The 25,514-nt window shown below is 47.2% G+C and carries 21 protein-coding genes; 6 read left to right on the top strand and 15 right to left on the bottom strand.

Features of this window, described 5'->3' with window-relative positions; translation table 11 throughout:
- Positions 1-63 precede the first annotated feature (63 nt).
- From H6626_03725 to miaB, 6 genes are all read right to left on the bottom strand, one after another.
- A complete protein-coding gene (locus H6626_03725) occupies positions 64-1,236 on the bottom strand; it encodes a hypothetical protein (protein ID USN48207.1) in 1,173 nt (390 codons plus the stop codon).
- Positions 1,237-1,517: 281 nt separating this feature from the next.
- Complete coding sequence (gene dnaE, locus H6626_03730) at positions 1,518-4,997, bottom strand: DNA polymerase III subunit alpha (protein ID USN48208.1); 3,480 nt, start codon at positions 4,995-4,997, stop codon at positions 1,518-1,520.
- A 1-nt stretch (position 4,998) separates the two neighbouring features.
- Entirely contained in the window at positions 4,999-6,522 is a 1,524-nt protein-coding gene (guaA, locus tag H6626_03735; protein USN48209.1) for a glutamine-hydrolyzing GMP synthase, read from the bottom strand.
- Positions 6,523-6,557: 35 nt separating this feature from the next.
- Positions 6,558-8,021 carry an IMP dehydrogenase gene (gene guaB, locus H6626_03740; GenBank protein ID USN48210.1) on the bottom strand — a complete coding sequence of 488 codons (1,464 nt, stop codon included), beginning with the start codon at positions 8,019-8,021 and terminating at the stop codon, positions 6,558-6,560.
- Positions 8,022-8,039: 18 nt separating this feature from the next.
- On the bottom strand, positions 8,040-8,552 hold the full coding sequence (locus tag H6626_03745; GenBank protein USN48211.1) for a bifunctional nuclease family protein: 513 nt from the start codon (positions 8,550-8,552) through the stop codon (positions 8,040-8,042).
- Positions 8,549-9,862 (bottom strand): tRNA (N6-isopentenyl adenosine(37)-C2)-methylthiotransferase MiaB, encoded by a 1,314-nt coding sequence (gene miaB, locus H6626_03750; GenBank protein ID USN48212.1) that lies wholly within the window; start codon positions 9,860-9,862, stop codon positions 8,549-8,551. The genes H6626_03745 and miaB overlap by 4 nt, the downstream gene beginning before the upstream one ends.
- A 251-nt stretch (positions 9,863-10,113) precedes the next feature.
- Between miaB and H6626_03755 the strand changes: the two genes are divergently transcribed.
- Positions 10,114-10,656: a hypothetical protein gene (locus H6626_03755; GenBank protein USN48213.1), complete on the top strand. Its 543-nt coding sequence runs from the start codon at positions 10,114-10,116 to the stop codon at positions 10,654-10,656.
- Position 10,657: 1 nt separating this feature from the next.
- Here the strand turns inward: H6626_03755 and H6626_03760 are convergent, their stop codons facing one another.
- A complete protein-coding gene (locus tag H6626_03760) occupies positions 10,658-11,422 on the bottom strand; it encodes a hypothetical protein (protein USN48214.1) in 765 nt (254 codons plus the stop codon).
- Between the two features lie 66 nt (positions 11,423-11,488).
- Entirely contained in the window at positions 11,489-12,529 is a 1,041-nt protein-coding gene (locus H6626_03765) for a hypothetical protein (GenBank protein USN48215.1), read from the bottom strand.
- A 284-nt stretch (positions 12,530-12,813) separates the two neighbouring features.
- Here H6626_03765 and H6626_03770 point away from each other — a divergent pair, with 284 nt between their 5' ends.
- The 4 genes from H6626_03770 (at position 12,814) to H6626_03785 (ending at position 16,471) form a co-directional block, all read left to right on the top strand.
- Positions 12,814-13,992, top strand: a complete 1,179-nt coding sequence (locus H6626_03770) for an acetyl-CoA C-acetyltransferase (GenBank protein ID USN48216.1) — start codon at positions 12,814-12,816, stop codon at positions 13,990-13,992.
- Entirely contained in the window at positions 13,989-14,684 is a 696-nt protein-coding gene (locus H6626_03775) for a CoA transferase subunit A (protein USN48217.1), read from the top strand. The genes H6626_03770 and H6626_03775 overlap by 4 nt, the downstream gene beginning before the upstream one ends.
- Positions 14,685-14,687: 3 nt before the next feature.
- Positions 14,688-15,350, top strand: coding sequence for a CoA transferase subunit B (locus H6626_03780; protein USN48218.1), 663 nt, complete (start codon positions 14,688-14,690; stop codon positions 15,348-15,350).
- A 131-nt stretch (positions 15,351-15,481) separates the two neighbouring features.
- Entirely contained in the window at positions 15,482-16,471 is a 990-nt protein-coding gene (locus H6626_03785; GenBank protein ID USN48219.1) for a Crp/Fnr family transcriptional regulator, read from the top strand.
- A gap of 41 nt (positions 16,472-16,512) precedes the next feature.
- On the opposite strand, the gene pyk is transcribed toward H6626_03785, so the two are convergent.
- The 5 genes from pyk to bamD all read right to left on the bottom strand — a co-directional run bounded on the left by pyk (position 16,513) and on the right by bamD (position 21,816).
- Positions 16,513-17,982 carry a pyruvate kinase gene (gene pyk, locus H6626_03790; protein USN48220.1) on the bottom strand — a complete coding sequence of 490 codons (1,470 nt, stop codon included), beginning with the start codon at positions 17,980-17,982 and terminating at the stop codon, positions 16,513-16,515.
- A 47-nt stretch (positions 17,983-18,029) separates the two neighbouring features.
- Positions 18,030-19,685 (bottom strand): hypothetical protein, encoded by a 1,656-nt coding sequence (locus H6626_03795; protein ID USN48221.1) that lies wholly within the window; start codon positions 19,683-19,685, stop codon positions 18,030-18,032.
- Positions 19,686-19,849: 164 nt separating this feature from the next.
- Positions 19,850-20,179: a ribosome-associated translation inhibitor RaiA gene (raiA, locus tag H6626_03800; protein ID USN48222.1), complete on the bottom strand. Its 330-nt coding sequence runs from the start codon at positions 20,177-20,179 to the stop codon at positions 19,850-19,852.
- 165 nt (positions 20,180-20,344) lie between these two features.
- On the bottom strand, positions 20,345-21,127 hold the full coding sequence (locus H6626_03805) for a hypothetical protein (GenBank protein USN48223.1): 783 nt from the start codon (positions 21,125-21,127) through the stop codon (positions 20,345-20,347).
- A complete protein-coding gene (gene bamD, locus H6626_03810; GenBank protein ID USN48224.1) occupies positions 21,124-21,816 on the bottom strand; it encodes an outer membrane protein assembly factor BamD in 693 nt (230 codons plus the stop codon). Before bamD ends, H6626_03805 begins: the two co-directional genes overlap by 4 nt.
- A 155-nt stretch (positions 21,817-21,971) precedes the next feature.
- Between bamD and H6626_03815 the strand changes: the two genes are divergently transcribed.
- On the top strand, positions 21,972-22,715 hold the full coding sequence (locus H6626_03815; GenBank protein ID USN48225.1) for a hypothetical protein: 744 nt from the start codon (positions 21,972-21,974) through the stop codon (positions 22,713-22,715).
- Here H6626_03815 and H6626_03820 read toward each other — a convergent pair.
- Both H6626_03820 and H6626_03825 read right to left on the bottom strand, forming a co-directional pair.
- On the bottom strand, positions 22,712-23,716 hold the full coding sequence (locus H6626_03820) for a hypothetical protein (protein USN48226.1): 1,005 nt from the start codon (positions 23,714-23,716) through the stop codon (positions 22,712-22,714). The two genes, H6626_03815 and H6626_03820, sit on opposite strands and share 4 nt — an antisense overlap.
- 150 nt (positions 23,717-23,866) lie before the next feature.
- Positions 23,867-25,456: a thioredoxin family protein gene (locus tag H6626_03825; GenBank protein ID USN48227.1), complete on the bottom strand. Its 1,590-nt coding sequence runs from the start codon at positions 25,454-25,456 to the stop codon at positions 23,867-23,869.
- Between the last annotated feature and the right edge of the window lie 58 nt (positions 25,457-25,514).

Below are 25,514 nucleotides of genomic sequence, written 5' to 3' on the forward strand. Positions count from 1 at the left end.
CTCTGCCCAGGCTGAATTTTAATGACCTTGACCGACTTGGACTTTTTTAAAGGCACTACAACTCTAGCGATGGCTCACTGTAAGCTCAATGCCATCAGTGCGAACCTGCGACACCTGGACCTTGAGCGGGGCAAAGGAGCTTTTCGTGATCAATTCGGCTAACTGCTGAGGGTTGGCCGAGGCATCAAGCTCAAAGGTCACTCGCTCGGGTTCAAAAAGGCGCTCCCTAGCCGTTTTGATGGGCTTCACTTTCTGCACCAGAGTCTGCTTAAATAAGTTAAGATCTTTATAGTTTAATGAACCAGCAAGCACCAGCTTAACCAAAGAAGATCCGAAGGTTCCCCGCTTCCATGCATCTAATACTTGAACAGCAAGGTCATCGCCCACCTTTTCTCTGGCCTCACTGAGGCGCTTATGAACAACCTGCCTAAAATCTCCGGCATCAGTTTCATAGCTACGGATAACCTCACCCACAACGCGACCATTACCGGAGTGCAAGGCCTCAAGTCTTAAATCGATCCGGTAAGTGTTAATGGCATTCTTCACCCCACTTAAACTCATTTCTCCCCGCACAACTATGGGACTATTAAAATACTCTCCCATAATCAACGCATCATCCTTTTGAGGTGTAGTCACCTGCAAGATCTGAGGGACAAGCCCCAAAAAGCCATTCTCCACTGGCGACAATCCATAAAATCCTTTATCCCACAGGGCTTCTTTCATCTTCGCCCACAAAGTCATATTGAGCTCAGCCAACAAGGCGTTGTCTTGATCTTTTGCCTCACTCCACCAACTGTACCCTTGTGAATTTACACGATCCACCACTCGAATCAGCGGCAGAACCTGCGGCAGGCCTTCCATGTCATACAACAACCCTTCATTGAGCAGCATTTTCTGAAGACTACTGAGCGACAACTTCATAGATACCGGCATAGCCCAACCATCGGCCTCTTTGGCCATACTCCCAGAGTTCATGGTTAACACATACTTAGAAGAGTTCTTGATGATTTTACTTCTAATAAGGTCCATGTTTCGCGCCGTCTTCGCCTCACCCACGATTTCTTTTATGTATTTCAGACTCACCTCTTCAATGGCCTGGGTTTCCATCTGCTGCTTGGCACTGCTACGATTGGCCGTGCTGGTCACACCCGAATAATTCACATCCACCACTTCAGAAGAAAAAGCCAAAGGCGAAAAGAAAAGGAAAAAAACCGCTATCAAGTATGGACGCAACAAAAGAACCTCCAATCACACATGAGTGGTCAGCTTACCACAAACAGGGTTCCAAAACAGGGTTCCAGGTCCTAAACCTGGTCACGGAGCATCAAAGAACGCCACCTAGGGGGAGGGGAGGCGCGACGCCAACATCACGATGTGCATGGCGTATCCGGGTTGCGGCACGAAAGTGACGCAATCCGAAGACGACATGCGGCCACTCGTGCAGTTGGCGTCGCGCCCCCCCTCCCCCTAGGTGGCGTTCTTTGATGCTCCGTGACCAGGTTTAGGACCTGGAACCCTCACACAGACATCTGAAATGAATCCGTATCGCCAAATACTGTGTGAAGCTTTTCAAAAAACTCATAAGAGACATGAACGCCCTTGGGCTCTGTCACCTGCAGTCGCACCTGCTTTTTAAGCTCCGGCAGCACCATGTCCATACTCAACCGAGTCTGCCCTGGACTGTTTGCGATCAACGCCTGCAGCTCTTCCAGATGGGGCGTGATTTTCTCGTCCATTTTCATCACCAACCCCTTTGCTCGCTGCATACAGTCTTCTAATCGCTCAACTCCATCCACCAAGATTTTCAGACTGTCTCCGTCCTTTTCAAGCTGCCCACTGACAATACTGGCTCCATCGGACTTCAATAGGAGCTCGGCATTTTTATAGACATCTGGAAAAACCACTAACTCCACCGCTCCAGAAAGACTATCGAGCTGTGCAAAGCACATGCGCGTGCCTTTTTTGGTAATGATTTCTCGCAAACTCGTCACTATCCCCAAAACCTTTACAGAGGATTTCGACTCCGCCTCTTGTAAACTCTCCACCGTATGGGTGATCCAGGGTTGAGCAATGCGGTCTAATCCTTTTAAGGGATGATCACTTAGGAAAAAACCTAAAACCTCTTTCTCATAGGAAAGTCGTGCAGAACGAGACCACGGAGAGCATTCGTCGAGGCGGACTTTTTCTTGCTCCGCCACATTCTCATCAAGAGAGAACAAACTGCTTTGTCCCAACTCCTGATCTTTTTTCGCCCTATCGGCTCGCTCAATAAACTTCGAATACCCCGCCATAAGTTGAGCTCGATTGGCTCCAAACCCCTCAAAAGCACCGGCCTTAATCAAACATTCCACAGTTTTTTTATTCACCCGACGCAAATCCACAACTTCAAAAAACTGCTCTAAACTCTCAAATTCTTTAGTGGCAAGAGACTCCCTCGCCTCCACTATGGACTCCACCGCCGACTGACCCACACCCTTAATGGCTCCCAGAGAAAAATAAATTTTATTACCCCTCACAGAAAACTTGTAGTCTGAGTGATTGATGTGCGGGGGCAACACCTCGATACTGTGCTTTTGCGCATCCTTGACGTATTTAACCACTTTGTCGGTATCACTCATCTCTGTGCTGAGCAGGGCTGCAAAAAACTCCACCGGATAGTAGTTTTTGAGATACGCCGTTTGTGCGGCCACCACACAATAGGCCGCCGCATGCGATTTATTAAAACCATACTTGGCAAATTCGGCCATGGTATCAAATAATTCTTCGGCCTTTTTTAGATCATGCTGATTTTCTTTGGCCCCTGACAAAAATCGAGTTTTTTGCTCAGCCATGACTTCAGCAATTTTCTTACCCATGGCTCGACGAAGCATATCGGCTTCACCCAGGCTGTAGTTGGCAATTTTGGCGGCAATGAGCTGCACCTGCTCCTGATAGACCACAATGCCGTAAGTCTCTTTCAGGATCCCCTCAAGCTCAGGAAACAAATAATCAACTTTTACTTGGCCCTTTTTACGTTTTAAATAATCCGGGATCATGTCCATCGGACCTGGCCGATAGAGGGCATTGATCGCCACGATATCTTCAAAACAATTGGGCTGAGCCTTTCGGATCAGATCTGTAATACCCTCGCCTTCAAACTGAAAAATACCTGCCGTATCTCCCTTGCACATGATCTCGTAGATACCGGGATCTGAGAGAGAAATCTCAGATGTTTTTATTGTCTTATTGCGGTTTTGCGCCACAAGCCTTAAGGCATCGTTGATATGCGTGAGTGTCTTTAAACCTAAAAAGTCAAATTTGATCAGGCCAATTTTTTCAGCATGTTTCATATCATACTGAACGACATTCTCCCCCTCAACGCCCCTGTACAATGGTGCATGAGAAACGATACTTCCATCGGCTATAATCACGCCCGCCGCATGAATACCCGCATGCCGAACAAGGCCTTCAATTTTCTGCGCCAAATCCATCAGCGTATTCACCTTAGGATCTGTCTCCATCAATTCGCGCATGCGCGGCTCAGTTTCAATGGCTTCCTTGAGGGTGATTCCCAGTTTCTCGGGAACCAGCTTCGCCACCACGTCCACTTCGGCATAGGTCATGCCCATAACCCGACCCACATCACGAATGGCGGCACGAGCCTGCAGTTTTCCGTAGGTGATGATCTGAGATACACTTTGTTGTCCGTATTTTTGCGTGACGTACTCAATCACTCGCTGCCGATTTTCCTGACAAAAATCAATATCAAAGTCAGGCATGGACACCCGTTCAGGATTCAAGAATCGCTCAAAGATAAGGTTATAAGGCATGGGATTTAAATCAGTAATCCCCAGTGAATAGGCCACAAGTGAACCCGCTCCCGAACCTCGACCCGGACCCACGGGTATGCCGTGGTTTTTCGCCCAACCAATGAAATCTTGAACGATTAGAAAATATCCATTAAAGCCCATGCCATCAATAACATTGAGCTCGTAATCCAGCCGCTCAAAATATTTACTCTTATCTTCTTCTGGCACTGTCTCGTTTCTTAGCGCAAGCTCCGCAAATCGCGCCTCTAAACCCTTTTGCGACAAGAAAGACATCTCTTCTTTTGTGTCTCGACCCTCTGCTGTGGGAAACGACGGCAAGTGGTAAATGGGCTTGCCCTCTGAGTCTTTTAAGTGAAATTTTATGTTACATCGATCCGCCACCTCTAAGGTGGTGTCGCAAGCCTTTGGCAAATCCGCAAACAGTTCACGCATTTGCTCGGCACTTTTAAAGTAAAACTGGTCTGACCCTAACCGGAATCGAGTTTCATCCTGCAAGGTCTTGTTGCTGCCAATGCAAATCAACACTTCTTGCGCAATTTGATCACCCCGCTTGAGGTAATGGACATTATTTGCGGCAAGCATTGGTATTTTACGTTCATGAGCCACTTCCATTAGAAAGTGGTTTACGCCATCCCAATCCTTGAGGCCTGTGCGATTCAACTCAAGATAAAATCGATCCCCATAGATTTTTTGAAAGGCTTCAATTTTTTTAATCGCCTCGTCTTTGCCTTTGTTTTGAAACTGCCATGGCACTTCACCCATCAGACCGCCTGACAGGGCGATCACATTGTCGCTGTACTTTTCAAGAATTTCATAATCCACACGCGGCCGATAATAAAACCCCTCCTGATAACCCACCGAGCTGATTTTACAAAGATTCTGGTAACCTTCGTAATTTTGCGCTAGTAGCACCAAACGCCGATTCGGAACTTTAAGTGCGTCTTTATCATCACCCTTGATGTGCCGACTCTTTGGAGCCAAGTACGCTTCTAAACCAACAATGGGCTTTACCCCGGCAGCCAGTGCTGAAAAATAAAATTCAACCGCTCCGAACATATTGCCATAATCTGTAATGGCCAAGGCCGGCATGCCAAAAGCATGGGCCTGCTCACAAAGATCATTAAATCGACAGGTGGCTTCTAGAAGTGAGTACTGAGAATGAACATGCAGATGGACGAATGACGACATTTTACTCCCACTCAATGGTACCAGGCGGTTTACTTGTCACATCATAAACCACTCGATTCACGCCCCGAACTTGATTTGTAATTTTATTCGAGACCCGGCGCAAAAATTCATCTGGAAAAGAAAACCAATCCGCCGTCATTCCATCAGATGACGTCACTGCCCTTAAGGCAAGGACGTTTTCATAAGTTCGAAAATCTCCCTGCACACCCACCGCCTTAACGGGCAGCAGCACGCAAAAGGCCTGCCATATTTTATCGTACAACCCACTTTCTTTTAATGCGTTCACATATATGGCATCACACTCCCTTAAGGTCTCTAGCGATTCTTTGTTCACTTCGCTCAAAATTCGAATGGCTAGACCTGGGCCCGGAAAAGGGTGTCGCCACAAAAACGAATGAGGGATCCCCAGCTCTTCACCCAATGCCCGTACTTCGTCTTTAAAAAGCTCTCTTAATGGCTCCACAAGCTTCAGATCCAGATCTTTTGGCAGGCCGCCCACATTGTGGTGAGATTTTATGGTCACACTCTGGCCACGCAACGAAACACTTTCAATCACGTCAGGGTAAAGTGTTCCCTGCGCCAACCATTTGATGTCGCCAATTTTTTTTATCTCATCTTTAAAAATATCAATAAAGGTGTGGCCAATGATCTTGCGTTTTTGTTCTGGATCTTCGACGCCGGCCAAATTGTCTAAAAACGTCGACTCCGCGTCAACACCATCCACATTCAAGCCTAGTAGATTGTATTGATCCAGAACCTCATTGAACTCGTTTTTCCGCAAAAGACCATTATTTACAAAAACACAGTGTACACGATCAGCCCCCAAAGCTTTCGTCAACAATGTTCCCACGACTGTTGAGTCCACACCACCACTGAGCGCGCAAAGCACACCTTCATTCTCAGGCACCATCTGTTTAATCATTGCAGTGAGGTGTTCACTAATGGACGGCGCTGTCCAGTTGGGTTTGGCACCGCACAGCTCAAAGACAAAGGCCCGCAAAAGTTCTAGTCCCTCTTCTGTGTGTGAAACCTCAGGATGAAACTGAAAAGCCCACACCCGCGCGCTGATCAAAGCCGCAGGATGTTTCGCATCTGAAAAGGCTGCCACCTCAAATCCCGGCGGCGGGACCTTAACCACATCGCCATGACTCATCCAAACTTTTTGAGTGCGAGGGACTCCGCCGATGGGATGCACCCAAGTCACTTCATTAAAACCATATTCGCGCTCGTTTGAAGGCTCAACAACTCCACCCAGATCATAACTGATCAGCTGCATGCCATAGCATATCCCCAAAACAGGTGCTATCTCCATAAGTTCTTTTACAGCCACTGTAGGCGACTCAGCTCCCGATACGGAACTTGGACCACCGCTGAGTATGATGCCATCTGGTTTGCGGGAGCGAATTTCTTCGATGGGAGTGTCATATAACACTATTTCTGAATACACATTAAGCTCTCTTAAACGTCGAGCAATCAACTGCGTATATTGAGAACCAAAATCTAAAACTAAAAAGCCACCATCCATGACCTTCCCCCTAAAACAACAGTTCGTGTTTTTTATTAATTCAAACGATAATTAGGCGCCTCTTTAGTGATTGTCACATCATGCACATGGGATTCACGAAGGCCTTGTGGGCTGATGCGCACAAACTTGGCCCGCTGTTGCAACGACTCAATATCAGGAGCTCCCAAATAGCCCATGCCTGAGCGCAGACCACCTAACAGTTGATGTAGAATGGCACTGGCCGAACCCTTGTAGGGCACTTTACCTTCAATACCTTCTGGCACTAGCTTTTCAGCATCAAACACATCCGCTTGACCGTAACGATCTTTCGAACCCAGGCTCATAGCGCCAAGACTTCCCATCCCACGGTACACTTTATAAGTACGCCCCTGATACAGTATGGTCTCGCCAGGACTCTCATCAGCCCCTGCCAGCAAACCACCAATCATTACCGTGTTCGCACCTAAAGCGAGGGCTTTAGTGATGTCACCCGAAAACTTAATACCGCCATCGGCAATGATCGTCTTGCCTCGTTTTTTAGCCGCCTTTGAGCACTCAAGTACCGCTGTGATCTGCGGCATTCCCACTCCAGAAACCATACGAGTGGTACATATACTGCCAGGTCCCACGCCCACTTTCACAACATCGGCACCGGCATCCATCAGCACTTCAGTGGCCTCGGCCGTCACCACGTTACCGGCCACGAGAAGCGTGTCTTTAAACTGGGATGAGAGGTACTTCACCATATCCAATACATTTTTTGAATGACCGTGGGCCGTATCCACAACCAGTAAATCCACGCCCGACTCCACCAGTGCGGCCGCTCTATCTCGTGAGTGATTATCAACACCAAGAGCGGCTCCCACAAAAAGACGACCATGACCGTCTTTGGTGGCCTTAGGAAAAGCCTTCGCTTTTTCTATATCCTTGATGGTGATAAGCCCTTTTAAATAATTATTCTCATCAACGACGGGCAGCTTCTCAATCCTGTGCTTTTGCAATATCCCCTTGGCCTGCTCCAGGGTGGTTCCCACGCGCGCCGTGACCAATTGGTCTTTGGTCATGATATCTGACACGGGTTGGGTGACGTTGGTTTCAAAACGCAAATCCCTGTTGGTTAAAATACCTACCAACTGGCCATCCACCGTGATTGGCACTCCACTGATAGAATAGTGTTTCATCAAATCCAAGGCCGTTTGCACTGGCTGATCTGGGCCCAATGTGATGGGGTCTGTGATCATTCCACTTTCGTACTTTTTGACTTTTTCTATTTCACCGGCCTGTTGCGAGATCTGCATGTTCTTATGAACAACTCCGAATCCACCGAGTTGAGCCATGACAGTGGCCACTCGACTTTCTGTGACCGTATCCATAGCCGCTGAAAGTATTGGCATATTCAAAAATATATCACGGGCAAAGTAACTTCGCGTTTCTATTTGTGTGGGAGTAATTTCTGAGTACTGCGGCACGAGTAATATATCATCAAAGGTCAATGCCGAATTTTGCAGATCCTCTTGCATACTATTCTCCCTCTATGGCTAATTCAGGTACGGACCTGGCCCCGGCCCATCCACCATCATAGCTTGTATTTCTTGACTCATTCCTAGCAATTCAGAATCAATTCTTCGAGATTCCTCAATCAAATCAGCACGACAAAAAAAGCGCACATCGTTGTGCAGACAAAAGGAAATCACCTCGTCCGCCCGGCTTTCCAGTTTCTTAAGTTTTTCACTTCCTGAAAACTGAAGCTCAACAATTTGGTAGTGACCATTTGTGCGCACAAAATAACAGCGTTCAATTTGGACCCCCAAAGTAGAGAGCATTTTCTGGGTCAGATTATGAGGAGAGGCGTCTGTGCCGGTAATAGCTGACTGAGACATGGCTATGCCCGCATCTACTGGGCTCATCCAAACCGGAAGCACTCGTCGTTCTGTTTTATCTTTGAAAATCATCACTGGGCGCACTTGATCGGGGCCCACTGCGACTCCGTAGGGGAACATTTCTATCCATTCATCCACGGGCCGCAAACTGCATTCCACTCGACTACTCATTGAACCAAATCTCCATGTAAAACCTGCGGAAAGGCTTTTTGAATGTAAACATCCACCTGCCGTCCCACGAGATCTTCAGACCCAGAAAAGTGCACTTGTTTGTTCTGTGTGCTCCGACCCGTCACGCGCCCGGACTCTGAGTCAAATTGTTCCACCAAAACCGTTAGAGTTTTACCTTCATATTTTTTGGCCATGGGAAAAGCCAACTGCTTGTGTTTATCAAACAATCGATTCAACCTGTCTGACTTCACTTCTTCTGGCACTTGATCTGTGAACCGTGCCGCCTTAGTGAATGGGCGGGGACTGTATTTAAAAGCAAATATACTTTCGTAAGGAACTTCATCCAATAAACTTAAAGTATCCAAAAACTGCTCTTCAGTTTCGCCTGGAAAACCCACAATGATATCAGTGGACAGCGAGGCGCCGGGGAGAGTTTCCAGAATCATCTTGGCTTTTGCAATGTACTCTTCTCGAGTGTAACCCCGATTCATCCGCTCGAGCACTTGCGAATTGCCCGATTGCACAGGCAGATGCACATATTCCATAATTTTTTGCCTGTGATCTTGCATGATTTGCACAAGTTCTTTGTCGAAGTCTTTTGGGTGACTCGTGGTGTAGCGAATGCGTTCAATATCTGTGTCTGTGGCCAATGTTTTTAACAGTTCGCCGAAATTGGCCCCGCATTCTGACTTGTACGAGTTTACATTTTGACCAAGCAACGTCACCTCTTTCACTCCCCGCTGCACCAAACGTTGAATGTCGACAACAAGCTCTTGTAAGGGCCGACTGCGCTCACGGCCTCGAGTGAACGGAACCACACAAAATGTACAAAAATTATCACAACCCTTTGTGATGTTCACAAAGGTGGACACACCCGGATTTCGCACCAAAGTTTGAATATGATAGGGCTGCTGGTGCTCAAATTTGGCGGCAACCACTTTTTCATGGTTTTCTTGCACCTTGGCCACCAAGTCAGGAAGCTGATCAATGGCATCAGTTCCGAACACAAAATCCAGCAAGGGCACATCAGAAAGCAATTTGCCTTTTTCTTGTTGGCCTACGCAACCACCCACTCCAATCATTAAATTGGGGTTATGGGACTTTAGTTTTTTGTAGCGCCCCACTTCGGAGTGAACTTTATGTACGGGTTTTTCGCGAACACTACAGGAGTTAATAATGATCAACTCGGCCTGATCAGGTGAATGCACCGGGGTGAAATTGAGCATCTCCAAAAGGCTGTACATGCGCTCAGTGTCATTTACATTCATCTGGCAGCCATAAGTGGAAATATAGACGCCTTTTTGATCCATTAATGAATTTCCTTCACCTTTAAAAACGCAGTCATTTTGATAGCTTTACGCAACAAGGTTCACTTGTGGGGAGTTATAGACCCGGGGCCTCTAAAGGTCAAACGAGGGACAATGAAATTGCGCAGGCATTGGAGGCTTTTTTGTTGATAGCGCTTGCAGTCCGAAGCCACCAAATCCCCTTCTATCACCAACACCCATTGAACTTTTTTGAGCGTTGAGCTAGGAGTAGGAACTTTCCCCCAGGAGTAGCCATGGACCCCCGATTAAAGAGCTCGAAAAAATGGACACGACTGCCCAAGGAGCTGCTGGAGCAGATCGTTGGTGTGGTCTCTGAAACCTTTAAAAAACCACTGGCTGGCCAAAAGGTCATTGCCGAGGGCCGCATCTACCAAGCGGAGCTGTTACTGCGCGTGGGCCATCTAGAGCCAGGTCGCCTGCAACAAGCCAATTTTGAAGTGTCCATAGAATTTGATCCGAAAAAAGAAAATGCCCTCAAATTGATCCACACGGGGCTCGACGCCATTGGTTCGATGTTGCAGCAATATTTTGATGGCTTAGATTTGCAAGAATTTCCATGGGAGTGGCAGAGCTTTGAGCTCAACAAAAAAACGCTGCACCTCCGGGTTTCTACGGTGAATACAGACCTTGAAGCCGAAGCCGATCGACTTTTAGCAGTCGCCTCTGATGAAATGCTGGTGGAAGGCGAGGATCAGGATGTGGAAGAGCAAGCCGTCTATGAGATGCTTGGCCTAAACGATGACGACGAAGAGGGCGGTGGCCACACCACCCACTAACTTAGTAATCTTCTTCGTTTCGACTTCCGCCCTCAGAAGCCATACCACGAATTTCTTCGATATATGACTTATCTTCATCTTCAAAATTACCTGAACTTGAGTCATCTAGTTCTAACTCGTGCACAGCACTTAAGAAGTCTTTTTCTGAGCGCAAATCCTTGCGTAAAATTTCTATGAATTTATCCGTGTACCGAGCGGTCAACTCTTCGATGTATCGCTCAAGCTTACCACCCACTAAAATCTTTTTGCGGTTTTGAATCTTCTTCCAAAACAGCAGGTAATGATAACGACAGTAGCCATCCACAGTTGCCACTTGATCACAATCTGACACACGACAAAGCCTGCGGCCTTCGGCATCCGTCAGGATGACTTCTTCTGGCTCTTGCGGCTCTTCGTTTTCTAATGCGGACAGTTCCAGCTCCTCAATTACCTCAACGGGCGACTCCACGGGAGCGGCCTTGGCTTTTTTCACGGGCTTTTCAGCAGCTGGAATAACCTCTTTTTTCGAAGTTGCTTTTTTAGTCGGCGCCACGGCTTTTGCGGTGGTCTTTTTCTTCACGGTGGCTGCTTTCGCTACCGCTTTTTTCTTCGCCACTTTCTTAGCTACTGTTTTTTTAGTGGTCTTCTTCGCCGCTTTTTTTGCCGGCTTCTTGGTTGTTTTCTTTACAACCTTCTTTTTAGCGGCTTTTTTTGCGACTTTTTTATTTTTCTTCTGAGTTGTCTTCTTTTTAGTCGTTTTTTTCACGACTTTTTTCTTTTTTGCCATAGCTATCTCTTGTGTGTCATTTCCCTGAATTGGTCAAGCCAATTAGGCCTATCAAAGATGATCCGCTCACCAAAGTCGAATATTCCCGGACTGTGTCCGCACAAACAATCGACCGGATCTTTGACCTTTCAGCCGTCCTTCTCGCACCTTCAGCGAAGGATAACGATTCAATTTCAAATAATTGGGAACATAGAGGGTGCCCTCTTCAGTTCCCAAATTAGCCCAAGCTCCTGACCCGGGCGCGCGCAAGCTCACCTCGCCTTGCTCCGTCTTAATACGCACGTCGGCTTCGCCTTTCACCGCTACGGATACGGTACCTTCTCCTGAATGGCCACGAATGGCGCCTTCATGGTCCAAAATTTTCAAACTCCCTTGCCCATTTTTAAACTCAATACGGCCTTTCACATTTTCAACCACTGTGGGCGACTTAAATGCCGTAAGATAAATACTGCCTTCCACTTCATCTAAATTCGTGACACCAGAAAAGTTCTCCACAGAAAAGGGGCCTTCCACCTTCTTCGCTCGCACATTAGCGTCATAGGTTTTAACAAACACAGCTCCCTTGTGATCTTCCACATTGAGCTGGCCCTTTTGCAAAAAAAGCCGCGCATCGCCCTCAACGGATTGAATGTTGAGTTTTCCAGCTAATTGATTAATCTGAATGTCACCCTTCCAATTCTGCACTGTGACATTGCCCTCTCGCCAATTCAACTCCACCGGCAAAGCGGCTCCCCGAATCTCAAGCCTGTAAGCCGGAATCCCGCCCGACATCAATAATTTGGCCCAACTCTGCTTAGATTGCGGACTTTCCACCTCAGCAAAAATCGTCTGACCATCTTTACGCACCGTAAAATGCCATTCATCGCCCATCTGCTGAGCAAAGCCCGGAGCCGATGAGGATTGGGACTGCACCAACTGAATCACCACACTTTGCGCACCAGGCTCAGCAACCATTTTTACGTCGCCAAAAAAACCTTTTACATTCAAGCGATCGCCCGCCGACACTCCCATGGCCATGGGTTTAAACCGCAAGTCGCTGGCTACGGCCGGAAAGGCCCAAAACACAAAGCCAAACACCAACAACTTTTCAATGAGTTTCAAATTCATAGAAACACCCTTTAAATGACACAGCACAGTGGGGTCACTTTTCAAACAGAGTAATGCACTTCTTTAGGGAGTGCAATAATCGGTGAGACACATCATGCAGTTGCGGTTTTTTTACGCAAATGTCACCACTTTAACAAATCACCAAAGCGAACTGCGCCTTTGAGTTGACAACAGACAACTCCCCCTTAAACAATTGCAGCCATAAAACCGCAAACCGTGACATTAAAGTGTTTCGGCCTGTGGCGAACAAGAACCCTCCTTCATTTTTTTAAGAGGATACAAAGATGTCTAAAGAAGTTTTCATTCTCAGCGCCAAACGCACACCGGTTGGATCATTCCAGGGAACCCTCGGCCAAGTGCCGGCCCCTCGACTGGGCGCCACAGCCATCACTTCCGCTCTACAAACAGCAGGTATCCCGACTGAACAGGTAGACGAATGCATTATGGGCGAAGTGCTTACGGCGGGAGTCGGCCAAGCCCCCGCTCGACAGGCCGCCATTTACGCTGGCCTTCCCACAAAAACAGCTTGCATGACCATAAATAAAGTTTGTGGTTCTGGGTTAAAAGCAGTGATGTTAGCTGCGGATTCCATTCGATTAGGCCAAGCTTCTGTGGTCGTAGCTGGCGGGCAAGAAAACATGACTCTGGCCCCACACTTACTTGAGAATTCACGAGCAGGCTACCGAATGGGGCACTTCTCAACCACCGATTCAATGATTAAAGATGGCCTATGGGATCCTTACAATGATTTCCATATGGGTGTGGCTGCAGAAATGTGCGTGAAAGAGTATAAATTTTCTCGTGAAGAACAAGATGAGTTTGCAAAACAAAGTTATGAGTGGGCCATGGAAGCCCAAAAATCTGGAGCCTTTGATGCTGAGCTCGTTGCCGTACAAATTCAAGATCGCAAAGAAACCCTTACCATCACCGAAGATGAAGAGCCTGGCCGGGCTCGCTTTGATAAAATGACCTCCTTACGCCCCGCCTTTGACAAAGAAGGTACAGTTACTGCTGCCAATGCCAGCAAAATAAATGATGGAGCTGCAGCCCTCGTACTGGCCAGTGGTGAAAAAACCAATGAATTCGGCTTAACTCCCATGGCAAGGGTTGTGGCCTATGCCACCCACGCCCAAGATCCAAAATGGTTCACCACGGCACCGGTTAGCGCCATAAAAAAATCCCTGGCACAGGCGGGATTAAAAGTCGACGACATCGATCTTTATGAAATCAACGAAGCTTTTAGTAATGTAACCATGGCTGCAATGAAGGATCTCAGTATACCCCGAGAAAAGGTCAACGTTCATGGCGGAGCTGTTGCCATTGGGCACCCCATTGGTGCCAGCGGGGCTCGAATCTTGACCACTTTGCTACATGCACTTAAACAGAGACAAAAAAAATATGGCCTAGCGACATTATGTATTGGCGGCGGCGAAGCCGTGGCGTTAATTGTGGAGAATCTATGAACAAGGTAGTGAATAATGCTTTTGAAGCTCTTGAAGGTCTATCAAGCAACATGACTTTGATCGTGGGTGGCTTCGGCCTTTGCGGCATTCCAGAGAATTGCATTGCGGCCCTTCGAGAAAAAGGCGTCACAGGACTCACTTGCGTTTCTAATAACGCAGGCGTTGACGATTTTGGCCTTGGTCTTTTGTTACAATCAAAACAAATTAAAAAAATGATCTCCAGTTATGTGGGCGAGAACGCCTTATTTGAACAACAATACTTGGCGGGTGAGCTTGAAGTGGAGCTGGCACCACAAGGCACCCTGGCTGAGAGAATTCGCGCAGGCGGAGCAGGAATTCCAGCTTTCTTTACTCCCACGGGCGTAGGAACATTGGTCGCCGAAGGCAAGGAAGTGCGACAAATTGATGGTCGCGAGTACGTTTTAGAGTCTGCGATTAAAGGTGACTTTGCGTTAGTTAAAGCCTGGAAGGGCGACCGCTTCGGCAACCTGGTGTTTCGGAAAACGGCCAGAAATTTTAATCCCCTGGCGGCCACGGCTGGCAAAATCACTGTGGCTGAGGTGGAAGAATTAGTTGAACCGGGTGAAATTGACCCCGACCAAGTCCACACCCCAGGCATTTTTGTACAAAGAATTTTTAAAGGCTCCAATTATGAAAAACGAATTGAGCAACGAACCACTCGACGGGATTAAACTATGGGCACACCACTCACGCGAGAACAAATCGCACAACGAATAGCTAAAGAAATTGAAGATGGTTTTACAGTTAACCTAGGCATTGGCATCCCCACACTGGTGGCCAACTATATCCCTGAAAACATAAGCGTTATGTTACAAAGCGAAAATGGCCTTTTAGGAATGGGTCCCTTCCCATCTGAAGCAAATGTGGATGCGGATTTGATCAATGCCGGAAAGCAAACCGTAACAACTGTTCCTGGAGCCAGCTTTTTCTCCTCTGCCGATAGCTTTGCCATGATTCGAGGCGGACATGTGGACCTTACTGTACTTGGCGCCATGCAAGTGGATGAACAAGGAGATATCGCCAACTGGATGATCCCCGGAAAAATGGTCAAAGGCATGGGCGGCGCCATGGACCTCGTCGCGGGAGCACAAAAGGTGATCGTGGCCATGCAACACGTAGATAAAAACGGCACGCCGAAACTTTTAAAAAAGTGCACCCTTCCTCTGACAGGTAAGGGCTGCATTAACACCGTGGTGTCTGATTTTGGCGTGATACAAGTCACAGAGAGCGGTTTCGTATTAAAAGAAGTGGCTCCAGGGCTTGAAGTAAGTGATGTGGTGAAGGCCACTGGAGCCCCGCTTGAAGTGGCCTCAGACCTGAAGGTCATGGAGTTTTAACTCCCTCGTTCACATTCTACGAATTAGGCCCTACGTCCAGTACCATTGGCTCTAGTTACCCCTCATAATTAAAATACTGGGAACTAGATAGCATTAAGTCATCTCAGGTGAGAGCGCTGGGAGCTAAATCGGTGGCGGGCCTTCTTGAACTAAAAAAGGGTGAAATTTTATTTAATGAGGGCGATGCCTCTGATGCCATGTATGTGATTAAGGCCGGGCGCATAGCTATCACCAAGAAAAAGGGGAACTCTGAAATTGAGCTGGCCGAGTTAAAGCCCGGAGAAATGCTCGGAGAGATGGCGTTTTTCGACAACAAACCCCGAAGCGCTGGTGCCAAAGCCAAGACCAACGCCACAGTTATTAAACTTCCCTTTGTAGCCCTACATGCCCAGTTTAAAACGTTTCCAGAATGGCTCAAGGCCATGGTTAAAACCGTCAACGCGCACTTGCGAAATGCCAACCAACGCATCAAAAATTTAGAGTCTTCACAATCTGGTACCGAAGAAATGTTCCCTCCGCACACGGTGACCCGCCTTTGTGCAATATTAAGCCTTATTGGCTATAAGTCGGGAAGAAAAGAAGAGACCGGGTTAGTGATCCCGCAGTGGACATTGAGAAACTACACCATTCAAATATTCCAGCAGCCCACGCACAAAATGCAAAAAATGATGGACGTACTCACCTCGCTAAACATCATGACCGTGGAAGACCTGGGCGAAGGCAAACAAAAAATAACAATCACCGATCATGAAAAACTCACTGGCTTTGTGGACTGGTACAATGAGTACCTGTTTAAAGACGAAAGTAAACGAGTGACCGTGGAAGAGCGCGAGCTACCCATCATCAGAGCCCTTATCCATTTTGGACGAAAACAAACGGCCAACGAAAAAGGCGAAGTCACTGTATCGCTCACCCATATTCAGCAAAATTCTCTTAAAGACCTCGGCATTCCCACAACCACAAACGACTCTGATGGTCTTGCCAAAAAAGGTCTTGTCCAAGATAAACAATCGGCCGAAGGAGGAGAGCTCACTCAAACTTTTCTGCTGCCAGAACTGGAGAAAATCCTGCCCTTTTGGGAAATTGTTTACACCATCGAAAAATACAATAAAAATTCTTAAACTAAACAAGTGCCATTGACCGCTAAGCGACAGTCATTCAATCATTTGCAACGAAGAGGCCGAGCTTGAGAAGGGGGCGCCCCACCCCCACTGTCACCAATGGTGTATACTCTTAAGGAGTTGGTCTTGGCCCCCTGCTGAACGGGCGCACCTAGCGTGAGCACCATGCGGTCACCGCGCTCTACAAGGTCATAGGTCAACAATAAAGATTCAATCTGCGCCATAGCCTCTTCTGTTGATTTATAGGGGCGAATAGAAAGGGTTTGAATGCCCCACACGAGTTCGAGCCGATTTAATGTGCTCAACAAATGAGTGACGGCAAGAATTCTCGCTTTTGGTCGATGCTTAGCAATAAGTTGCGCCGTTCTTCCCGACGTTGTTAGGCAAACAATCGCCGTGGCCCCTAACTTTTTTGCCGAAAAGGCGGCACTGGCAGCGATAGTTTCTGGCACTTCCAATGTGGGACTATCTTCATAAAATTTATAAAAATACTCTCCCGTGCGCTCCACTTCGGTGATGATCTCATGCATTGTGCCTATACACTTAAAAGGGTACTTGCCGCTAGCTGACTCGGCAGACAGCATAAGGGCATCGGACCCATCTATAACGGCATTGGCCACATCTGTGATCTCGGCACGTGTGGGTCGAGGATTCTCCACCATACTGTCAAGCATTTGGGTGGCCGTGATCACGGGTTTCCCTAGTCTGTTACATAATTTGATGATTCGTTTTTGAATGGAGGGAAGCTGCGCTTGCCCCACCTCCACCGCCAGATCTCCCCGGGCCACCATCACAGCGTCACTTAAACTCACAATATCCTCAAGGTTGTCTAGCGCCTCTCGCATTTCAATTTTTGCCACAATCTGAGTCCGGGGATTATGGGCATTGATCAGTTCACGCAACTTAACAATATCACTCCCTCTTCGGACAAAGCTGAGCGCCACGTAGTCCACGTCATTTTCCAAGCCAAACTCTAAATCCACCAAGTCTTTTTCTGTTAAGGCCGCAACCGGCAAGTTGGCTCCTGGTAAATTCATACCTTTTCGATCTTTTAAAATTCCACCAAACACCACAATGCAGGTCACCTCATCTGGAGTGACCTTGACGACGGACAACTCAATTAATCCATCATCTAACAAAATTCGCGTGCCCACCTGGCAAGACTGGGGTAGCTCTTTAAAATCGGTGGCTATCAATGATCCGTCACCCTCTGGGGCCGAAACGGAAATGACCACTTGTTGCCCCTCAGTCAGATTCACAAACCCATTTTTAAAACGTCCCACGCGGATTTTTGGCCCCTGCAAATCCTGCAGTATAGAAATCGGAGCGTTGAGTTCAGAAATCAAGCGACGAATGTGTTTTATAACCTCTAAGTGAACTTCGTGTTGGCCATGAGAAAAATTAAGGCGAGCCACATTCATCCCGGACTCAATGGCCTTTTTTAGGCCGTCTTTGGTATTTGTGGAAGGACCAATTGTGGCAACAATTTTTGTTCGACGATTGGCAAGCATAATGCACCCCTAACTACATTCGAAGTATACATTAGCTCACCCCACAATCAAGTCTTGCGGACAGCACCTAAAACATTATTCATCTGCTCTTGATGCCGGCGCTCTGAGGCCTGTGCCTTGTTGTCGTTGTCGGTGCGCAAGCGGGCTAGGCGCTGTTCATATTGAATTTTTTGAGCCTCTAAATGAGCCGTTTGCTCTTTTTTTAGACTCTCTACAATTTGCTTTTCACGGGCCCCAGATTGACGTTTCACTCGCATCAACTGATCATTGAGCTCAGCAATTTGTTTTTTAAATTCTGAGATCACGCTGCTCAACCTGCGGCCACTGGCAGCATCGTTTTCTCGCATCTTCATGCGCAAAACCCGAAGGGCTTTTTCTTTTTCATCAAGCATGGTCGATCGCAATTCATTGCGCTCTTTCACATTGTTATCTTGAATGTTTTCGAGTGTTTTTTCATAATTTTGCTGCAGTCGCTTTTCTTTTGCCAATGAATCATCGCGAATAGTGGCTATTCTCTGATCCGCCTGATCTACGGTAAATTCATTTCTCTGCTTCAAATCGTTTGTGATCGTTAAGAAGTTGTCGCGATTTTTAACGTTCTCCGTCTCCATTTTTTGACGATAAAACCGAGCCGTTTCTTTCATCTGATCATTGGCTCTTTCTTGAACCGTGTAGATGTCTTTTCCATTTTGAACTTTGAAATCGCGCAGCATCTTGTCACGCTCATCCACCAAGAGATCAAGCCGCCGTTGGTAAGCGCGGATGGTGTTATTGATGCGAACGTCGGCCTTTCTGTCTGTCTCCAGTTGATCTCTTACGCTTTTCTCTTTAAGAGATGAGATGGTTTCTTGAAGACGACGAATATCATTGTCGATTCGCGTTTGCACCGTCCCTTGGAAGTCAGCACCAATTCGCTCACGCGCCCGCCGCTCACGATCGACCTCTTTTTGAAAGTCTGCTTTTGTTGTTTCTAGATTATCTTTAAAGCCATCTCTCAATATTCTTTCATGCTGCTTTCGCGCCTCTCGCTCTCTTGTCACTGAGGCCACATTGCTGTCAGCCATTCGCTTCATATCTCGGCTGTGACGACCATCTTGAGCTTTCATTCGCCCTTCAGCCTGATGCCTGTAATCGTCATAATTGCGCTTCATTTCTTTGACAGTGAGGTCGCGCTCCTCGCGCATTCGGCCCACTTCTTTATCATGCTTATCAAGCAACTGATCTCTTTGTCCGTCGATGGCTTCTTTTTGTTGAACCCTCATGTCTTTTAATTTATTGAAAAAGTCTTCATTGGTTTCTGACATGTTTTTACTATAATTTTCGGAGAGAGCTTCAAAACGGTTTTCGTTGGCTTCTTGAATGCGCTTTTTCTCTGACTGCGTAAAATTTCTTTGCTCTTGAATTTTTTGTTGTGTGGCTTGATTTAGGTTTTCAAGTCGCCGTTGCTGCACTTGACGAAGCTCTTGAATGGCCTCTTGATGTTGCTGATCGCGCTCCGTCAAAGTGGCATTCATTTTTTGGCGATACTGACCCATTTGTTCGCCGTGAGAGGATTTTATCTGCTCAATTTCTTTCATATGTGCGTCTGTGATCTGACGCAGTTGTTTTGTGTGCTTGCTGCGAAGATCATTTTCGCGCTTGCGATACTCTTCGCGAATTTTATTTGTGTCGTTTTGTGATGTGGAATCATTAACTGAAGACATAAGCCTCTCCTCCTGAGATCACCTATAATTTACTCTAGGTGTGGCTTTGCTACGCGGGTAACCCCGCCCCTATATCTTTAGTATATCCCAAAGTAGGCAGACCACCTAAGCCTGCCCCACGCAACAAGAAAGGATCTGGTCCTTGGCTGTAAGACTTTGGTCGCTTAGTGCTTCTCTTTTAACTTACGGGCGTAGTCGTCTAACTGGCGCTCAGCGGCCTTAAACGCATCACGAATGGCCACATATACATCTGTGTGAGCTTCATTTTTCTCTGGCTCTTTGGAAACCACTAGTTCTTGGCCAGGAACATGCAAAACAATTTGAATATGAAAAGAATGGCCCTTTTGATGGTGATGATGCGGCGATGCCACTGTGACCTTACAAGAAGTTATATTTTCAAAATGATTTTGCAGCTTTTCTGCTTTTTCTTCGATAGCTGCACGAACGGCATCAGAGGGGTCAAAGTCGGGAAAGGTTACAGTGAGTGGAAACATAGCTCTCTCCTAGGGAATTCTGTTTTTACTAGCAATTGTCTCCACTCATAGTCTTGAACCCTGCCGTCGTCAATGCACTGGCGTAGTCAATCAAAAATTAAGTTACTACAAGGAGATACTTCAACTTTGTATTGCCACTCCCCATTAAATTTTGAAGGGCTCACTCTATTGGTCCAGGTAGAGCTTTTTTCGGTATTGCCGGAGAATCTTTTGGGTTTCTTGTTGCCAGTGCCGCTTGGCCGCCTGTCGCCGGGCTTCCTTACCCGCCACCTCGGCCAGGTGGCGATTCACCAGCTGCCGGTGCCAAACACTGGCGGCCTCCACAGCCTCTTCCCAAATGGGGCGGAAGGCCAGAACTTCTGATTTGAAATCCCCGGAGTCTGCGTCAAACAATTGAGCCCATTTTTTTAACAATGGTTTTATGGCCACCGGGCGAGCCAACTGGGTTTGGGCCACACCGTTTAGTGTGACTAGTCCCATCTCTTGCTCAAAACCAGGTTCTAGCAAGAGAGGCTTTTCACCACCCAAAAGATGCACCTCGGCAGAACCAAACAACAAGGAAACCTTCATTGAGTGTTTGCTTTTTTCAAGGAGGGCTTTGCCAGACAATAACTGACATTCGCCAAACTCCGATCGAATCGAAAAACTTTCGTTTGGCATCACTAGGGCATCCCCTTCAACCATTTGCATATGGCTACCACTCAGGCGCACCATAGCTGCACCAGGCGCCAATCTAACAGAGGCCGCTTCCCAATTAAGAGTTTGCACACTCTTGCTGTTGTTACGGATAGCACATACGGAAGCGCTTTTCCAACAGTGGCGGGGTTCTTCGATCAGATCCACGGGACCGCCGCCGCTAAGTTTATGCGCGTCTAGATCAGCCGAGGCCACTTTTACTTCTACAGTGAAGGCAAACCACGCCATCATTAGCCTGAGTGCCAATTTCATAGGTCCACTGCCTTTAGTGAATGATTGGCCTGAGAGGCGAGCTCTCGCTGAGGATAGAGGCGAAGGATAGTTTGATAAATCTCTACCGCTTCTTGTTTGCGATATTGAGATTCATAGATCTTGCCCACACGGAGCAGAGCAAAGCCGGTCAGCTCACTCTCAGGAAACAACTCCACCATGTGGTTCACTGTAGCCACGCAATCTTCGTACTGGCGCAATTGAAATTGTCCCTCTACCAAAAGAAAATAAGCATCCACTATTTTTGGAGAAAAGGGGTATAGGCGAAGTAGCTTGGATAGCATCGCATTTGATCGATCGTATTGGCTTTTTCGAAAGGCCTGAGTGGCCTGCTCATAAAGACGATTGGACTGCGCCAGCCGCACTTTATCATAATCGGCCGCACCCACCACAGAAGCCAGTTGCCGCAAAGGGTAACTGCGTTCGCCCTCGCCTTTTTTCTCGATGGCCTCAGGCAGCATCACAGCCACGTGTTGCTTAAATTCAGAGAGTTGAGTTTGCGTCAATAGATGGCGAAACTGTTCCCGATCCAGCTCGCTCTCTAGAGAAGCCACCTGCTTCTGATATTGTGTCACACCGCTGAAATGGTCATGGAATTTGTAATTGGCATACACCATAACCAACGCCATCATCAGCGTGACTTCTATAAAAAAATCCCGTTCTCTTTCCATCACTGACTCTATCGGCCAATTCCAGTGAGTCCATGAGGGTTTACCTGTAAAACCTAGTCCTTTGGCTCTCCCCTATTCATCGCCATTGACTCGACACCAAGGACTATGGTCTAGTTGCCTCTGTTCGCTGACTGAAAACTCGGGGGAGGGATTCAATGACTCGGCGTTTAATCTACCTATTAGGATCGGTACTTTTTGGTCTAGCTTCTGGCACGAGCACGGCTTTTGCTGACAATTTAAATAATCGCCAACGTCGATTGAGCACCCACTACCTTTCATCCACCAATACAGGACAAGAACTTCTGAGGCCCTTTCAGAGCACCGACGATTATTACAATCGATTTAGTATTGGCGATTTATGGTCGCCGCACCCAGAAAAATTATTCGAGATAAAAGCCTCAAAACAAAGTGTGCAATTTCGATTAAACGGTGACTTACTTGCAGCATCCCCTGAGTACTTAAGCTGGGTGCTGGCTCAGGCATTGGTGCAGTATCGTGCGGTATCGGTGGCACAAAAGTTTGAAGCTGATCCCATGCCCTACTTCATTGAATTCTCCCAATGGGAGCTTTTAATAAGCCTAAAATACTGGGAAGAATTTGGCGCCCCTCAAGACTTTGATTATGCCGACCATCCCATAGAAAATATTCGAAAGGTGCCCCAGCGGCTGAACGCCAGCGTGAACCAATGGAATAATATTTGGAGAAATCAATCAAAAGACCAATTCCTGATGCAAACCGAACGGCGCCATTTAAACTTGGGATACCCCAATCAATCCCTAGTGGACTTTGCCCGCACAACCACCTCTGATAAAAACCGCGAAGCCGCACTCATATTGCTGGATGCTTTTCATCGAGATCTTGAAAAAGAGTGTCAGCGTCGACCGCGGTGGTGTCGCTAGTTGGATAATAGACGACTGCGGATCTTCTCGGCAATCACACTCAAATCCTGGCCCGTGCAAGATCCTTCATTGTAGTGGGTGTTGCACATCACGGCCATGACCAATCGTTTTTCTGGATCTTTAGGGTGAACCACCACTCTTGCGTCATTTCGACAACGCAATCCACCCGTGCGCCAAGTTAGTGTTCCTGTTTTACCATAGAGATTAAGACACTGTTCACCCGAGCGACAAAAGGCTCGCCCCAAATAACCCACTGGCGCCTTCGACCCACCAATTAAATCTTTGAGCCACTTCAGGGCTACAGATGACAAATTAGAAAAATTATTTGACTCCACAGCGGCCCACAAATTGAGCAGTCCATTTACGGAGGCCCGCTGAGTGGTTAAGCTCGGCAGCCCGTAGGTTTTTTCGGGCTGCGGCACAGAACATCGCGCCCCTGATCCATACAATAAACCAAGCCAAAGTCCTTCGGGCCCTTCACCATGAAATCCCCACTGCCTCAATTGGTCATTCAACCAACAGGGGTCGTATGTGTTCGGCGAGCGACCACCGCCCACATGTCTTAAATAGGCTTCATTAATAGCACGACACACTTTTCCCGCGTCTCGATTGCCATCACGAAAACCACCGGGCCTGTGATAAATCAGGCTACTTTTGATATCTTCAGTATTTACAAAAATGGTTTCGCCCAAATCCACGCTGGCAGGTGATGTGGGCCTTGTGTCAGATAACTGTAGATATCCTTCCGCCTCAGCCGCCAGTGCGCCCAGGGCGCAAGTGATCTTCATGGTGCTTGCTGCACACAATGAAGCTTCACCGTTGATAGAACCCCACTGCTCCACCTCACCCGTGGCACCCAACTCGGCCAAACCAATCGCCAATGTGCGTTTGCGAATCAAACGCCGAAGGCTCTCTGGCAACTCACCGGCGGCTTCACTGATTAAGCTTTGAAACTCATCAGACCGAGTGTCTGATGACAGCAGTTCCCCTGGCAGCGACACAGCCCCCCATGCGCGCCAACAACAAAGCACGAAAAGAGCCATTGCAAGGCCCCGAAACCATTCCCCCATCCATCCCCCATGGATTGAAAAACTTCTAGAATTTAAATGATAAACTTAGATTTCGAGCGAAAGGTATCCCTTTCGCGGAGGCTAGTAGCTTTTGTAATATTTCTCGCAACTGGTTTTGTAAGTTTCTTGGGTTGACTGAGAACATCGTTTTAATCCTGAGTCTTTCACCATGGCTAGCCACTTAGATTCTTTAGTGCTCACCGACCACTCGCTGACTTTTTTTCTGAGTGACTCTAGTACTCGGTAATTTCGCCCCCAAAAACTATCCACCATGCCCGTGTAATCACCTAACAGTGTTGCCACATGTTTTTTAATGAGATCCTTGCTGTCTGGCTCGATGGCCATCAGGTTTGTTACATAATTTGAATACCACTGAAGACGCGTCGCCGGCCCCTTTGCCTCTTTGTAGGATTCTTCAAACCATTTCAAAGCCTCTTTGTTCTGACCCTCTTCTTTTGCGATATACCCAAGAGAAGACATAAAATAATATGGCTTAAGGCCCGCTTTAATTTCACTTTTTAGAATTTCCTTGGCCTCCTCAGGATTCCCAAAGGCATTAAGCAGATAGCCCGCATGATTCACTAGCGTCACACGCTCATGAGTGTCTTTCACCACCCGCAAATCACTATTTAACGATGATTGCAAAGCCCGCCGATCGGCCTCGTCTACAATATACCCCTGTTTTTTAGAAAAACCCGCCAGTGGGTAAAAGCTGGAGTAGTAGTTATTTCGACTGACACCTTTTGAGTTTCTAAAAACTCGCAACTGTTCAGCATAGAAATTCATCCATGCCTTTCGATCTCGGTCATCATCGGCGGTTGTCAAAAATTGAAGGTACTCATCGCCAGAATAGGCAAAAAACACCATGTTTGCGCCCAACGTATTTTTATCAGCCAGCAGTATCTCTACTCTTTTGCGATATGTTTGGCGCTCGGGGTCTGGCAACAACTCACCCTCTTTCTTGCTTCCCAACTTCAAATCAAGTGCTGTCAAAAACAGTGTGGCCTTTTCCGCCGCATAATTTGCACTGTCTAGTTTTGACTCCAATTTAAAAAGTTTGTCTAAAAAGGGTTTTGGATTTTCTTTTATATCTTTATCTTGTGACCAAGAGTAGTTCACCAATGATTTCAGTCGACCTTTATCAATAGAATCTGAAATCAATAATTCATCTAGCACCTGGCCAACGGGATCCCACTGATTCTTTGCAAAATTCATGGTGGCCACGATGTCTTCTGAGGAGTTATAGGGAGACAGGCGTAAAATCTCCCGCCCTTGAGGGGTCAACAACATCAATGTAGGGTAGCCATAGGCTTTTAGTTTTTCTCCCCATTTCTGTGCATCTTCCGTGTCACCATCCAGATAAACTGCCAAATAATCTCTAGTGGCTTCAATAAATTGTTTTTCCCGAAACAACGTGGATTTAACTTCATTACAGGGCGGACACCAATCAGCCCCCCAGTAGACAAAAAGCGGCTTGTTTAGTTCGAGCGACAGCTTAAGTGCAGCATCCATTCCCTGCTTATTCCAATGGATTTCTGCCGGAGTTGCTGACCCCGACAGTTCTTTTTGGGACTTACAGGCTGTGAGGGCCGAAAGAATCACACCGAATAAAATCTTAAGGACTTGTTTTCTTTTGTGTCCAAACTGCGAGAGTCTACTGAAGTCAAACATGAAAATAGTCTGCATTTTTTGCATGGAAGACGCTCGCTTTCTATAAAGATGAAGCCCA

This window comes from Pseudobdellovibrionaceae bacterium, assembly GCA_023898385.1.
In the GTDB taxonomy this organism is placed as follows: Bacteria; Bdellovibrionota; Bdellovibrionia; order Bdellovibrionales; family UBA1609.